At 45.0% G+C, this 13,225-nt stretch carries 19 protein-coding genes; 8 read left to right on the top strand and 11 right to left on the bottom strand.

Annotated features, from left to right (window positions below; translation table 11 throughout):
- Positions 1–275: 275 nt before the first annotated feature.
- The gene (locus NRIC_RS13490; RefSeq protein ID WP_146623228.1) at positions 276–698 is read left to right on the top strand and encodes a hypothetical protein; all 423 of its coding nucleotides are present in this window, start codon (positions 276–278) and stop codon (positions 696–698) included.
- Positions 699–775: 77 nt separating this feature from the next.
- Here the strand turns inward: NRIC_RS13490 and NRIC_RS13485 are convergent, their stop codons facing one another.
- Positions 776–1,333 carry a DUF3267 domain-containing protein gene (locus tag NRIC_RS13485; protein WP_146623227.1) on the bottom strand — a complete coding sequence of 186 codons (558 nt, stop codon included), beginning with the start codon at positions 1,331–1,333 and terminating at the stop codon, positions 776–778.
- Positions 1,334–1,602: 269 nt separating this feature from the next.
- Here NRIC_RS13485 and NRIC_RS13480 point away from each other — a divergent pair, with 269 nt between their 5' ends.
- Positions 1,603–2,868 (top strand): acetylornithine deacetylase, encoded by a 1,266-nt coding sequence (locus tag NRIC_RS13480; protein ID WP_146623226.1) that lies wholly within the window; start codon positions 1,603–1,605, stop codon positions 2,866–2,868.
- 41 nt (positions 2,869–2,909) lie between these two features.
- Here the strand turns inward: NRIC_RS13480 and NRIC_RS13475 are convergent, their stop codons facing one another.
- The 8 genes from NRIC_RS13475 to NRIC_RS13450 form a co-directional block, all read right to left on the bottom strand.
- Positions 2,910–3,749 (bottom strand): aldo/keto reductase, encoded by an 840-nt coding sequence (locus NRIC_RS13475; protein ID WP_146623225.1) that lies wholly within the window; start codon positions 3,747–3,749, stop codon positions 2,910–2,912.
- A 156-nt stretch (positions 3,750–3,905) separates the two neighbouring features.
- Positions 3,906–4,076: a hypothetical protein gene (locus NRIC_RS19325; protein ID WP_175580100.1), complete on the bottom strand. Its 171-nt coding sequence runs from the start codon at positions 4,074–4,076 to the stop codon at positions 3,906–3,908.
- A 384-nt stretch (positions 4,077–4,460) separates the two neighbouring features.
- Positions 4,461–4,640: a hypothetical protein gene (locus NRIC_RS19585; protein ID WP_227873808.1), complete on the bottom strand. Its 180-nt coding sequence runs from the start codon at positions 4,638–4,640 to the stop codon at positions 4,461–4,463.
- A 24-nt stretch (positions 4,641–4,664) separates the two neighbouring features.
- Positions 4,665–4,790, bottom strand: a complete 126-nt coding sequence (locus NRIC_RS19735; protein ID WP_265416116.1) for a hypothetical protein — start codon at positions 4,788–4,790, stop codon at positions 4,665–4,667.
- Between the two features lie 12 nt (positions 4,791–4,802).
- Entirely contained in the window at positions 4,803–5,123 is a 321-nt protein-coding gene (locus NRIC_RS13465; protein WP_146623224.1) for a hypothetical protein, read from the bottom strand.
- A gap of 158 nt (positions 5,124–5,281) precedes the next feature.
- Positions 5,282–5,686, bottom strand: coding sequence for a MerR family transcriptional regulator (locus NRIC_RS13460; protein WP_146623223.1), 405 nt, complete (start codon positions 5,684–5,686; stop codon positions 5,282–5,284).
- 24 nt (positions 5,687–5,710) lie between these two features.
- Positions 5,711–6,907, bottom strand: a complete 1,197-nt coding sequence (locus NRIC_RS13455) for a MalY/PatB family protein (RefSeq protein WP_146623222.1) — start codon at positions 6,905–6,907, stop codon at positions 5,711–5,713.
- 70 nt (positions 6,908–6,977) lie between these two features.
- Complete coding sequence (locus NRIC_RS13450; RefSeq protein WP_227873807.1) at positions 6,978–7,493, bottom strand: cyclophilin-like fold protein; 516 nt, start codon at positions 7,491–7,493, stop codon at positions 6,978–6,980.
- A 204-nt stretch (positions 7,494–7,697) separates the two neighbouring features.
- Between NRIC_RS13450 and NRIC_RS13445 the strand changes: the two genes are divergently transcribed.
- A complete protein-coding gene (locus tag NRIC_RS13445; RefSeq protein ID WP_227873806.1) occupies positions 7,698–8,132 on the top strand; it encodes a GNAT family N-acetyltransferase in 435 nt (144 codons plus the stop codon).
- 21 nt (positions 8,133–8,153) lie between these two features.
- Here NRIC_RS13445 and NRIC_RS13440 read toward each other — a convergent pair whose 3' ends face one another.
- Together NRIC_RS13440 and NRIC_RS13435 are read right to left on the bottom strand one after the other, a co-directional pair.
- Complete coding sequence (locus NRIC_RS13440) at positions 8,154–8,699, bottom strand: GNAT family N-acetyltransferase (RefSeq protein ID WP_146623220.1); 546 nt, start codon at positions 8,697–8,699, stop codon at positions 8,154–8,156.
- A 1-nt stretch (position 8,700) separates the two neighbouring features.
- Positions 8,701–9,618 carry a LysR family transcriptional regulator gene (locus tag NRIC_RS13435; RefSeq protein ID WP_146623219.1) on the bottom strand — a complete coding sequence of 306 codons (918 nt, stop codon included), beginning with the start codon at positions 9,616–9,618 and terminating at the stop codon, positions 8,701–8,703.
- 95 nt (positions 9,619–9,713) lie between these two features.
- Here NRIC_RS13435 and NRIC_RS13430 point away from each other — a divergent pair, with 95 nt between their 5' ends.
- The 5 genes from NRIC_RS13430 to NRIC_RS13410 form a co-directional block, all read left to right on the top strand.
- Positions 9,714–10,475, top strand: a complete 762-nt coding sequence (locus NRIC_RS13430) for an AzlC family ABC transporter permease (protein ID WP_373862083.1) — start codon at positions 9,714–9,716, stop codon at positions 10,473–10,475.
- Complete coding sequence (locus NRIC_RS13425) at positions 10,465–10,773, top strand: AzlD domain-containing protein (protein WP_146623218.1); 309 nt, start codon at positions 10,465–10,467, stop codon at positions 10,771–10,773. Before NRIC_RS13430 ends, NRIC_RS13425 begins: the two co-directional genes overlap by 11 nt.
- A gap of 131 nt (positions 10,774–10,904) precedes the next feature.
- Complete coding sequence (locus tag NRIC_RS13420) at positions 10,905–11,831, top strand: AAA family ATPase (RefSeq protein ID WP_146623217.1); 927 nt, start codon at positions 10,905–10,907, stop codon at positions 11,829–11,831.
- 4 nt (positions 11,832–11,835) lie between these two features.
- Positions 11,836–12,828: a DUF58 domain-containing protein gene (locus NRIC_RS13415; protein ID WP_146623216.1), complete on the top strand. Its 993-nt coding sequence runs from the start codon at positions 11,836–11,838 to the stop codon at positions 12,826–12,828.
- A gap of 7 nt (positions 12,829–12,835) precedes the next feature.
- Positions 12,836–13,225 (top strand): hypothetical protein (locus tag NRIC_RS13410; RefSeq protein ID WP_146623215.1); only part of this gene is annotated, 390 nt, incomplete at its 3' end.

Below are 13,225 nucleotides of genomic sequence, written 5' to 3'. Positions count from 1 at the left end.
TTTTATACGTTGTGAATGGTTTTATTGCAAATGAAAATATATTCTTACAGATGTCACTTCTGGCGTTAAAAATGGTGAATGATGCGTTTTTTTGCGGCTTCATTTGTTGATAACTCTCACCTGCGAAGTCTTTGCTGCTTCTGGAAGGTCTTGAATTAAACGTTGTTAGTGAAATTAAGAAAATACTTACTTCGCTGCCTCTTCTGATTTGCCTCCGAGATGAGATTTCATCAGCGTCACCTCGTGGTATACTAAGAAAAAAGGAAGGTGTTCGTATGGCGATTTTTAAAGAAATTGGGCAAGGAATTGGTGCCGTTCGCGGCGGATTGATCAGCGGGGTGACGAATTTTGCGGCAGAATTGATCGACAATGATGCATTACGGCAAGTGGGTCCCGAGGTGTTGAAACGCAATAAAACCGTGGGGAAGTTGGTTGGTCAAACCTTGGATGGCTGCATCGAAGCAGTCGTCGGCACGATCGACTGCCAAGAGGATAAAGTCAATGACGGAATCGATCAGTTGGCAGAGGCCGCCGATCAAACCAAACACAGTGTCTTAAATACGGTGGAATTTGCAACTAAACAAGTGAATCATGCAGTAAAGGGCCTTAGAAATAATGACAGTGACCAAGTGATCGACAGTGCGAAACAGTTGGCGAAGGAAACCGTCATTTCTGTGTTGACGTTTAAAAAGTTTTAGAGTGAGTATCTATGATTCAATGAAAAGGAGCTGTCACAAATACCGTTTTGGTATTTTGTGGCAGCTCTTTAATACTCTTATTCAGAAGTTGTTTCCTTTTTATATAAATTCAACCCAACTTCAGTATCCTTCACCAACGTTTTGGCTGGGGCTTTGAGCAGCAAATAAATCCAATAAAAATCCCCGACACAGGCACCGGCATGGATGGCGGCAATCAGCACAAATGCCCCTCTTGATAATCCGCTGGCTAGGTAAGCTCCAAATAAGCCGAGGGTGATCAATACGAAAGGCGCAAGTGAAATCCAGGCGAATGTTCCTTTGGAGTAAATCGATCCTGGTGCCGTAGCATAGGCTAACCCGTTTTTGAAACCGAACTTGACTTTCTGATTCGGTGCAAAGACTTTAAAAAACAAACCGTGGATCAGCTCATGAAGTACGATCAGGAACAAAAACACCAGAAATTCCAACAAAAAGCCGGCGAGCGAACGATTTCGTTCAGGTCCATCAACAGAAATCGCGTTGGTCAGGGCATTGAAGGCAAAATAAAAGACCAGCATCAAGGGGATTGCAGCAAGGTTCAGACGTAAAGCAGCTTGCTGGTCATTCAATAGATCGATTGATTTAAGAAGTTTCATTCTAGTCTCCTTCCTGTTTGAACCATCGTAACATGTAGAGAAAACGGTGGCGAAGGATTTGTCTACTCTGCTGGAAACAATGAAACCGTTTCTGAGACAAAATGCTCAACCAGCTTCGATGAAAGGGATCCTTTTCATCGAAGATAACACATAAATCAAGCAAAATGTATGATAAAATAGAAAAATCATCTATCGTTAGAAAAAATAAGCTCACCTATTTTGCTAAAAAACTTGTCATTCACACAATAACCCAAGAAAAGAGGACACCCATGAATCAGCAAAAAATCAGACTCATCGAAGCCATCGACCAGCATCAGGAGGAATTGATCGAGCTGCTTGGCAAACTGGTTGCCTTCAATACCGTTTCGCCTCCTGCCCGCAATACCATACCTTTGCAGGAATTTATCAGCCAAGAACTGGAACAAGCAAACTTTGATGTTCATCAGAAACCATTTTACGAAAAGGATCTGCTGGTATATGGCTCACTTAAAGGAGCGAAGCCTGCGGAACGGAACCGCTTAATTTTAAATGGGCACGTGGATGTTGCCACGGTAGAGGATCAAGAGAAGTGGCAGACAGATCCTTTTGAATTGGTGCAACAGGGAGACTGGCTGGTAGGTCGTGGTGTCAGTGATATGAAAGGGGCAGTTGCCTGCTTCTTGTATTTATTCCGGTTGGTTTCCCGTTTGAAGCTCGAGTTTTCAGGCGAGATTTGCTTTCAATCAGTCGTCGGGGAAGAAGCTGGCGAAGCCGGTACGAAGCAATTATTGCAGGAGCATCATGAGGCTGACTTTGCCATCGTGGGTGATACCTCTAATCTAAGCTTTCAAGGCCAAGGCGGTGTCATCACAGGTTGGATCACCTTGGAAAGTCCAAAAACCTATCACGATGGCAATCGAATTTCGATGGTCCATACCGGCGGCGGATTGAAAGCCGCAAGTATGGTCGAAAAGATGGCAGTGATCATTGATGCGCTGCAAAAGCTAGAGCGCTATTGGGGCATTACTAAAACCTGCGAGGGGTTTCCTCCAGGCACCAATACGATCAATCCGGCCTATGTAGAAGGCGGCATCCACCCCGCTTTTGTCGCCAATCAAGCACGGTTGTGGATCACTGTTCATTTTTATCCAAATGAAACGGTTGATGAAGTGATCGCTGAGATCGAAGAACATATTCTCGCGACGGCTAAGGCAGATCCGTGGTTGAAAAACAACCTGCCAGCCTTCAAATGGGGCGGCGATTCCATGCTCGAGGAAAAAGGCGAAGTTTTTCCTCCGCTGTCTTTGGATACAACACATCCGGCAATGAAACTTTTAGCAAAAAATCATGAAGCACAGCTCCAGCAAGCCCCGGTAGTCAATATGTCCACGACTGTAACAGATGGCGGCTGGTTCGATTACTACGGCATACCGGCAGTCATTTACGGACCGGGAGAATTGATCCAAGCCCACAGTACCAATGAAGGGGTTTCCGCCAAGCAGCTGTTGGATTACTGCAAAGTTATCGGTGGCTTTCTATTCGATTGGTGCAGCTAAAGAAAGAACCGACATCACACTTCAATGCCGGTTCTTTTGCTTTATTCAAATTCTTCATATTCATTTGGATCCTGTCCGTCTACCCGTCCGTCTGGTTTGTTCAGCTGATTGATTGCTGCAACTTCTTCTTCGTTCAAATGGAAATCAAACACATTCAGATTGTCTCGTTGATGCGCAGGATTGCCCGAACGAACCACTGGTAAAATACCGCGCTCCAAATGCCAACGCAAAATGATTTGACCTGTAGATTTACTATATTTATCAGCGAGTTCTTTAATCGTTTCTTCCTTCAAAGATTCACTGCCTCGTCCCAGCGGGCTCCAAGCCTCAGTGACGATTCCACGCTTTCGATTTTCTTCCAGCATCCGTTCTTGTACCCAGTAAGGATGGATTTCGATTTGATTGACTGCAGGAGTTACACCTGTTGCATCGATAATTCGATCCAAATGCTCAGATTCGAAATTGGAGACACCGATTGAACGGATCAAACCCATTTTCTGTGCTGTAACCAAAGCTTTCCATGCTTCCACATAATGATCCCGTTTTGGCAACGGCCAGTGGATCAGATACAGGTCAAAATAATCCAATCCCATGCGACACAATGATTCTTGGATCATCATCAAGGCATCATCATAATGGTGATACTTTCCAGGCAATTTTGATGTTACAAAAAGCTCAGCCCGAGGAACACCTGAACGACGAATCGCTTCACCTACGACGCCTTCGTTGTCGTAGTTGGTCGAAGAATCGATCAACCGATAGCCGCTTTGAATCGCTGCGATCATTTGATTCATCCCATGATTTCCACGAATCCCTACCGTGCCAAATCCTAGTGCCGGTAAATAATGCCCATCATTCAAAACTAATTTTGGTGCTGTCATACTCGAATTCCTCCTTGATATACGAATTGGCAAGGTCTCAAATAGCGTGCACTTATTCGGACGATCTGCCGTCTCTTTTACTGTATCACGGTTGGAGGGATTCGTTAAGTTTGTTGTTTTGGAAGAAGTTTTCAGTTTTTGCCTTAACCAGTTTAGTTAAGAAACTATGACCGGATTTACCGCTTGATTATTGACCGCCTTGATAAGCGACAACTCACATTTTGGTTTCTGATCATAAGTCAACAGAACGGTGATTTCTTGCTCAACACCTGCCAGCTGAGTATAGCAATAGCCGTGCAACACACTGGATTGGTAGATCGTTTCCACGACTCGTCGGTATTCCTCTTCATATTCCCTTCATCGGCTGAAGAAGTATAACCCCAGCCATCCTCTGTCTGACCGTCATCTCCCAACCATCATTTTCCACTGAAGCTTTTCGAGTGTTGATGTGGAATTTGAAGGTTTGAATATGTTTTTAATCGACTTGCTCCAGCCAAACCGTCTGCCAGAGCCCGTTCAAGAAAGTCTGAAATACAAAGGCCACACGGACGCAAAACTGCTAACGATTTAATTTCGGCTTTTGACATAAAACGAATAACCCACTGCGCTCTTATTTCGTTAAGAGATCAATGGGTTTTTTTATCAAATCCTGCAGAAGCTGCCATCATAATAGTTTGAAATGAATGATCTTATTCTTACAGCATCTCCGTTTCAAAATACTTTAGCTCCATTTTCAACCGGACTCAATGAAGTTAACAAAATACAGCCTGCTTCCGTGTCACTGCCTAAAATGCGCACTTCACTTTTAACATCACCGATGCGGATCGGGTCAAAATTACAGACACAGACAACCTGTTTTCCGATCAATTCTTCTGGAGTATAATTGGCCAATTGGGCAGAGCTGTGCTTCGTGCCCTATTCTCCTAAATCCACCATTACCTTGTATGCGGGCTTTCTTGCTCGCTTATTCAGCGAGGCATTGGTCACTGTACCCACGCGCATCTCCACTTCATCAAAGTGTTCTAATGTAATCACGGTCATTCCCGGCTTTCTTTAAGCCTCTGCTATTTTTTTCTTAATTCCTTCGTAGTCGTTCTCCAAGACCTCATTTCCTGAGACCCATATGACCTTCGCTTGTTTTGCGCGCTCGGCGTAAAGTGCTTTGCCTGTTCTAGGAATAACGACTACGTCTGCTGTTGGCAGCTCCTTTGAAAGATCATCGCTGATAAAGTCAATGGTCCATTCGGGAGCCAGTGCTTCTTTCAATTCTCTTTGAAATTTATAGGGTCGCATCGTTACATTCATCCCAGCAAGAGAGGTGACTGTTTGCTGGTGACTGTTGAGTGACCAAATCCAAATCACTTTTTTGCTCATTTTTTATCATCCCTTTTTCAACTATTATCCTCTTGATAATTTACAAAATCAACAGTAAAAACAATCAAAGCTGTTCATTGGATAAGTCCAGTGGATTCAACAAAAAAACAGTATAGAGTGGAATAATCCAACACCTATACTGCTTTACACAATGACGATCAATTTATTCCTTCCTTTGGTGTCCAGTCCGGCAAACGTTTCTCAGCTGCTTGAAATTTTCCGTTTTCGTAATCTTCGATCTTGCTGTCCAAGCGTCTTAACGTAGCCCCGATTTCTTCATACTTCGCAGCCAGTTGGTCTCTTTCTTCCTGCAACAAGCTTTTGCGTTCTTCCAATGTGGCATCGCCTTGCTGATACAGGCTGGTGTATTCGATCAACGATTCTACAGAGAGTCCGGCACTGCGCATGCATTTGATAAATTCGATCCAGTTTAGATCCTCCTGCTGAAAATCTCTGACACCTCCGTTTTTTCGAGTAACTGGGGGAATCAGCCCTACCCGTTCGTAGTAACGCAGCGTCACTGCAGTCACGTCCATTAATTTTGCGGCTTCTGAAATATTCATATCCTCAACCTCTTTCTAGTTTTACTATACCATGTCTGAATGTCTTTTCATAAATCCTTCTGTCTCTTTATACAGTTGAACGCCTTTTTCCAGACGCCGCAGTCCATCCTCTACTCTTGCACGATTGGTTGCATAATTCAAGCGGATAAAATCTTGAGCATTCTCTCCAAAAATCGAGCCTGCGGTTAAATACAATCCAGTCTGTTTACGAATAAATCGGCACAATTCATCCGCGTCTTCAGTCAGCTGCGAACAATCCAGCCAGGCTAAATAAGTTGCTTGACTCGCCACTAGATGAATTTCCGGAAGTCGGTGATCAAGGAAAAAGCTGATGTATTCACGGTTTTGATACAGGTAGTGATTCAACTCCTCCAGCCAGCTTTCGCCTTTGGTAAACGCGGCAATGGCAGCTTGGATCGCGAAGCTGTTCGGTTCCGCCACTTCGTCAGTGTTGATCCCGCGATTGACTAAACTGCGCAGCCGCTGATTTTTGACGACGATTGCTGCTGTCTGCAGACCAGCAATGTTGAAGGCTTTAGTAGGTGCACAGCACAGAATCACGTTTTCCCGTACTTCGTCAGAAACTGAGTAAAAGGAATTATACCGTATTCCAGGGAATGTCAGATCACAATGAATTTCATCACTAACGATCGTCACCTGGTATTTTAAGCACAAACGACCAATTTTTTCCAATGTATCTGTCTCCCAGATCTTACCGATCGGATTATGAGGATTGCAGAAAACCAGCAGCGAGGTATGTGCATCTGCCAATTTCTTTTCCAGATCTTCAAAGTCGATCGCATAGTGTCCTTCTTGATGCACCAAATCACTGGAGAGAACATTGCGATGGTTATTCACGATCGAGTTGTAGAAAATATTGTACACGGGCGAAAAGATCACTACCTTGTCTCCAACCTTAGTCACCTTGCGAACGATCGACGAAATCGCTGGAACTACTCCGGTGCAAAAGAGGACCCACTCTTCTTCAAGATCCAATCCATGACGACGGTTCCACCACTCCGCTACAGCCTGATAAAAAGCCTGCGGAATACCGTTATACCCAAAAACACCATGTGCGGTCCGTGTCTCAATCGCTTCAATAATTGCAGGAGCTGTCTGAAAATCCATATCCGCCACCCACATCGGCAGCTCCCCCTCAGAAATACCCCACTTGTAAGCGTTCGTGTGAAATCGCTGAGTTTCTTGATCAAAATGTTCCATACTCGTCTCCTCGGTTCGTTTTCTTGGAGTATAGACCTCCACCTTAACGTTAAGTCAAGGAAATCCTTTATCATTCTGCCAAAGCAAACGCCACTTCCACCCCGCGTCGTCCCACCGCCTCAGCAAATCCGTTTGGATCATCGATTTTTGCGATACGGCTGTAAGAAAATGAAGTCGAAAAGCTTTTGTAAAAGAGAACCAAGCAATCCGAGCCATACAACATCAAATCACCATTATTGATTGCTCCTACTCGCTCACTGTTGCTAGGATAGCGCTCAGGCAAATAATAATATTTTTCATTGCCGTTCAATTCATCCATAGATACTGTCATTGGTAACCGTTCCTTGAAGGCCTCTGCAGTCATGTTCTCTGCGAAAGTTGCATAAAATGTTTGCCTTCCGATGGTGATCGTTAATCGATTCATGGATTGATTTTCCTCACTTTCAAAGGGATGCTGATTGGTTTCTGGGATCGTCCTGACATGGGAGCTGTCTGAATTGAGACTTGTTTGAGCGGGCTCACTGAAACCCGAGTTGCAGCCTGTCAGTAGGATCAGCAGGAATATAAGACTAACACTGGGTTTCATTCCTCCATCCTCCCGTCTTTTCTCTACAATACGCCTTCACCCTGAGGTTAAGTCAAGTAGGAATTCTATGTTCTTCCGGACTTCTTTCAATACATCGAAGTTAAATCATTCAACCTGATTTTTCTAGAATAGATAGCCTCTTTCTTTTTCCTGCAGCTAAGCGTATAGTAAAACTACCTATTTCAAGAAAATGGAGGTATTCCAGTGGAAATCCGTATCAAAAAAACAAATGAACTCTCCGTATCAGAACTACTCACGATTTTTCAAGAGCGTGTTGCAGTGTTTGTAGTAGAGCAGCAGTGTCCGTATCAGGAAGTGGATGCAGACGATCGAGACGCTTGGCATGTTTCACTGTGTGAGAATGATCAACTGAAGGCTTATGCACGGGTGATGCTTCGAGAGGATCATGTGACATTCGGCCGAGTGCTGGTGGTCGATAAATTTCGCAGGCAGGGATTGGGAGAACAGCTGGTTCAGGCGGTATTAGCTGATATTCGGCAACGGTTTCCTAAAATGCCGATCAAGATCTCGGCACAATCGTATTTGCAGGATTTTTATAGCCGTTTCGGCTTTAAAGCAACCTCTGAAATTTATCTGGAGGACGGTATTCCCCATCTTGATATGTTGAAAAACGCTTAGCGAGATAATCCCGCCAAGCGTTTAAATCGTTCGTTCATAAAAATCGCAGCGATCGGCTCCTTCTCCGTCCCAGGCCACCAAATCTGTGGTTCCTCGATACACGAAGCCTTTCTTTTCATACAGCGTTTTTGCTGGGATGTTTCGTTCCAATACATCGAGGCGAATCACTTTGACTTTTTGTTCTTTTGCCAGTTCCACTGTGAAATCCAACAGCTGCTGAGCGATTCCCTTTTTGCGAATGGCTGGATCCGTCACCAACGTGTGGATGATCATAATTTCTGGTGTTTTTAGCTGAGGATCTTGCCATTGGATCAGTGAATATTCTTCATCAAAGATATGATTCAAGATCACAGTACCTGCGACGTACTCCCCTATTGCCGCCAGATAAAATGTTCCTTCCCCGATCGCTTCGAGCGCGCTCTTGATAGATGGGTAAACCCCGGGAATCCAGCTGGTCAGCTCCTGGTCAATGCTGGGGATGACTCGCTGGTAAAATTCTGCGATTCTCTGCTCATCTGCCTTTTGGGCTTGACGGATGATAAGCGGCCTGTCTTCATTCTTTTCCATCCTAATTCTCCTTCGTAAATCTTAATCCGGCGACGATCTTGGGGTCGTCTTTTCGTGTCTCCGCAATGTGATCAATGATGAACTCGGCAAATCGCCGCGAAGCTAGCGACATGGTTTGCCAATTGCGCCAGGCCAGAGTCACGGTTCGTTCCGGATTCTCCTTAATCGGCCGAATCTCGACCTGGTCCTCGTGGCCGGACAAAACCAAACTGTACATCAGCGACACTCCTAAATTTTGCTGGACCATCGCTAAAATGGAATAATCGTCGTAAATTTTGTACTCGACCTTAGGCTGCAGCTGGGCTTGTTCGAAAGCCTTTAATGCAACACTGAACTCCCCTTCGTCCAGCAAAATCAACGGTTCCTTAGCCAAATCAGCCAAACTGACGACCTTCTGTTCAGTCAGCGGATGCTCTTTGGGCAAGATCGCCAGCATTTTGTCAGTGTACAGATCTTTGCCCTCCATTCGCAAATTCTGGTTGTAAGTAAAACCAAAATCAACGACATTGGTCTCGATCCAGTTTGTAATACTGGTGTACTCGCCTTGCAGCAGTTCAAAATTTACTTTCGGATAGCGCTCCTTAAAGCTTTTCATCAAAGGTGGCAAAAAATTTTGGCTGATGCTGGTAAAGGTCCCGATGCGGATCGTGCTTTTTTCTAAACCGTGAACTTCTTTTTGCTTTTGTTTCAGTTCCTCTTCGGCAATCTGAATCGCCTGCAGGTAAGGGAAAAATTGTTCTCCGTCCTTTGTTAAGGTCAGTCCTTCTTTCCTGCGGTTGACCAGAGTGACCGCCAATTCGCTCTCTAATGATTTGACAATTTGGCTGACCGCACTTTGCGAATACCCGATCTCTCGAGCAACCTGTGTGAAGCTGCCAAGCTCTACCACACGGCAAAAAATACCGTATTTTGATAACATGCGTTCACCTCCATTAGTTTTTCTTATGGATCCATCACGATCATTCGTTTTACTTAGTATAGAGGATTGCTATAATAATTTCAAAAAGAGGAGGCGTGAGGCTGTTGGAAAAAGAAAAATGGATCAATGCATCGACCAAAAGCGGTCTTTTTTCAAAAGAAGTATTTGCCCGCGGCATGCGGGATGGAATTCCCATCGGCTTGGGGTATTTCGCAGTTTCCTTTTCCTTGGGGATCGCCGCACGAAAAGCTGGATTGACTCCGTTTCAAGGCTTTTTACAAAGTATTCTGAATAACGCCTCGGCCGGTCAATATGCCGCACTGATGTCAATCTCTGCTCAGGCCAGCTATCTAGAGCTTGCGATTGTCACACTAGTTGCCAATGCTCGCTACATGCTGATGAGCTGTGCCTTGAGTCAGCGGCTTTCTCCGGATACACCCTTCTACCACCGTCTGCTTTTAGGCTATGATGTGGCAGACGAACTGTTTGGCATTACAATCGCACAAGCGGGTTACATTAATCCATTTTATACGTATGGCGCGATTTTGATGGCTGCTCCTTGCTGGGCGGTCGGAACTGCGATTGGGATCACGGCTGGAAATCTTTTGCCTACCAGTATTGTTAACGCCTTAAGTGTCGCGCTTTATGGCATGTTTCTAGCGGTGATCGTTCCACCGATGAGACAAAGCAAAGTCATTCGCGGGTTAGTGGTCATTAGTTTTCTAGCCAGCTTTGCCGTTCAACAGCTGCATATCTTTTCTAGCGGAACGCAAACCATTGTGTTGACAATTATCCTTTCTTTGGCTGCTGCGGTCCTTTTCCCAATCGATCAGGAGGAGGGGTATCATGAAGTCTAACATCTATGTATATATCGCAATCATGTCGCTGGTGACCTACGGCATTCGGGTACTCCCGCTGACTTTGATCCGAAATCCCATTAACAATTCGTTCATTCAATCCTTTTTGTACTACGTTCCTTATGTGACATTGGCAGTGATGACTTTTCCGGCAATCGTAGAAGCTACCCGCTCTCCATTTTCCGGCTTGCTGGCACTAGCTGTTGGAATGACAGCGGCCTGGAACGGCGCAAATTTGTTCAAGGTTTCGACAATCTGCTGTGTAGTGGTATTTTTGGTGGAAAGGTTCCCTTTTTAGATAGTAGTTGAAGCTGTGATACCAATTTGGCTCACGGCTTTTTTCTTTTTTTTGAAGAAAAATGCGTATAACTGCCATTTGTTCTGTTATTCTATTACAATAAAGAAAACCAACCAAAGGAGCACGATGCTATGCCTGAGCCGAATACCGCTAAAATCACCGCACTGATCCAAGAGATCGAAAAAGTGATTTTGGGAAAAAAAGACGTCATCCAATTAACAGTTACGGCCTTACTTGCCGGGGGCCATGTTTTATTTGAAGACATTCCAGGAGTCGGAAAAACTATGCTGGTCAAATCATTGGCAAAAGCGATCCATAGTGACTTTTCCCGTATCCAATTCACACCTGACCTGCTGCCCAGCGATATTTTAGGGGTATCGATTTTTAATGCCCAAGCCAATCAGTTTGAATTTCGTTCTGGCCCGATCTTCACAACGATTTTACTGGCAGATGAGATCAACCGAACCACACCAAGAACCCAAGCCGCCTTGCTGGAGGCAATGTCAGAACGCCATGTCACCATCGACAACCACACGTATGCCCTAAACCCTCATTTTTTTGTCCTTGCGACCCAAAATCCGGTCAGCTACGCAGGAACCTATCCACTTCCGGAAGCTCAGCTGGATCGCTTCTTGTTTCGCTTACATATTGGCTACCCAGATTTTGCGGATGAGCTGGAGCTGCTGACTGGTGAACGAGAGCAGTCGTTGAAGCTGATCCATTCGTTTCTTTCTTTGGAAGAGCTAACTGCATTGAAAAAGCAAGTGGACAAGGTCTATGTAGATGAGGTGGTGGCTCGCTATGCCCTGCAGCTGGTAACGACTTCTCGCCAGCATCCTTCTGTCGAATTAGGTGTCAGCCCTCGCGGCGCGATGGCCTTTCTCCAGGGGGCAAAAGCCTATGCCCTTACGGAAAATCGCTCATTCGTCACCCCGGGAGATCTGCAAAAATTACTGCCGTTCGTTTTTTCTCATCGCTTGATTCTCACAGGCGGTGCGGAGATGTCAGAAGTATTGCATGAGATCATTGATAGTGTCCCTGTTCCAGTGAGGAGATAGACCTATGCGTTTTAGCAAAATTTTTTTTAAAATTTTTATCTTCCTGCTTATTTACGCAGCGGTTTTACTGTATGGGGCAGTCTTTAATACTAATATTGGCTGGACACTGTTTTTTCTGATGAGCTTTCTTCTATTATCCAGCCTCGTCCATTTCTTGACACCTTCAAAAAGAGTCCAAGTGAAAACGACTGAGCGCCTGACAACCAATGTTGGTAAGACAATCAAGCTGCCGGTAACAGTTGTACAGCCGCTGTTTCTGCCCTTCTTTCAGTTTCAGCTGGCGCTTTTGGCAGACTCGGCGCTCCCAGTGTCTACGTTCCTGTTTTTACGCGGAACACGGTCAGCCACCTTCGATTGGCCAGCAAGACAACGTGGAGTTTTTCATTCACTGCCTGTCCAATACAGCAGCAGTGATCTGCTCTTTCGTAAAACCTATAATACCAGCTTGAAAACCAAATTGGTGGTATTGCCAGAATACCAGCGTTTCAACAAAAAAATGACCCTGCAGCAGCTTTCCCAGCGATCGCTTTTCGGGGAATCCACCTTCACGATCAAAAATTACCGGCCTTACCGCAGCGGCGACATTCCAAAAAATATTGATTGGAAGCTCTCCAGCAAGCAGTCGGAGCTAATGTATCGAGAACATGAGACCCAGCGGACCACTACGATGGTTTGGTTATTTTATGGCGCTGCTTCTCCTTTGTTTGAGGAAACTTTGAGCTTGTATTATTCCTTGCAGGATTGGTACAAAGGCGTCGATTTCTTTGAACAATATTTGTTGGGGAGTCAACTTTATGCTCAGCCTACCGAGCAAGCGTTCGCAGAGCTTCAACCCTTTACTGACCCGCCGAAACTGCCGGCTTTCAAGGAAAAACAAATCGTCTTAGTGGTTGTCAAAAAGGATGCCCTCGTACAACAGGAAATCCGACGACTTCAGGAAAATAATCAGGTCAGTGTCTTCGATCATCTGACATTGACTCAATGGCAAAACATGTAAAAGGAAGGTGAACCCCATTCAACGTTTAAAAGAAAAATGGCCGTTTTTGTTATTTAGTTTTATCAGCTTGAGTGTGGTGTTTCCTCAAGCCCTGCATGCTTATGATCTGACAACACCGTCATTGGTCTGGGGAATAATCGCCCTGCTTTGTTTGAGTCTAGGCTTTTTTCAAGCAAATGGACTCAAAGTGATCGTTTGCGTCCTCGGTTACATCCTAGGACTTTATGCCCTGCTTCCCTTGAATCGCCCACTGTCAGTCGATTGGCTTCTGACCCTTTGGCAGCGAATGCTTTTGGAGTACCAGCAATTTTTCAGCGGATTCAACCAGTTCGTATCCGAGATCTGTAGTGACCCCAAAAAGTTAGACTTTTTTTGGAGTGGAGAAATCCACTCCTCT

Source organism: Enterococcus florum (assembly GCF_004309355.1).
Lineage (GTDB): Bacteria > Bacillota > Bacilli > Lactobacillales > Enterococcaceae > Enterococcus_A > Enterococcus_A florum.
Note: the sequence above shows the minus strand (reverse complement) of the source record. Positions and strands in the feature narration are given on the sequence as shown.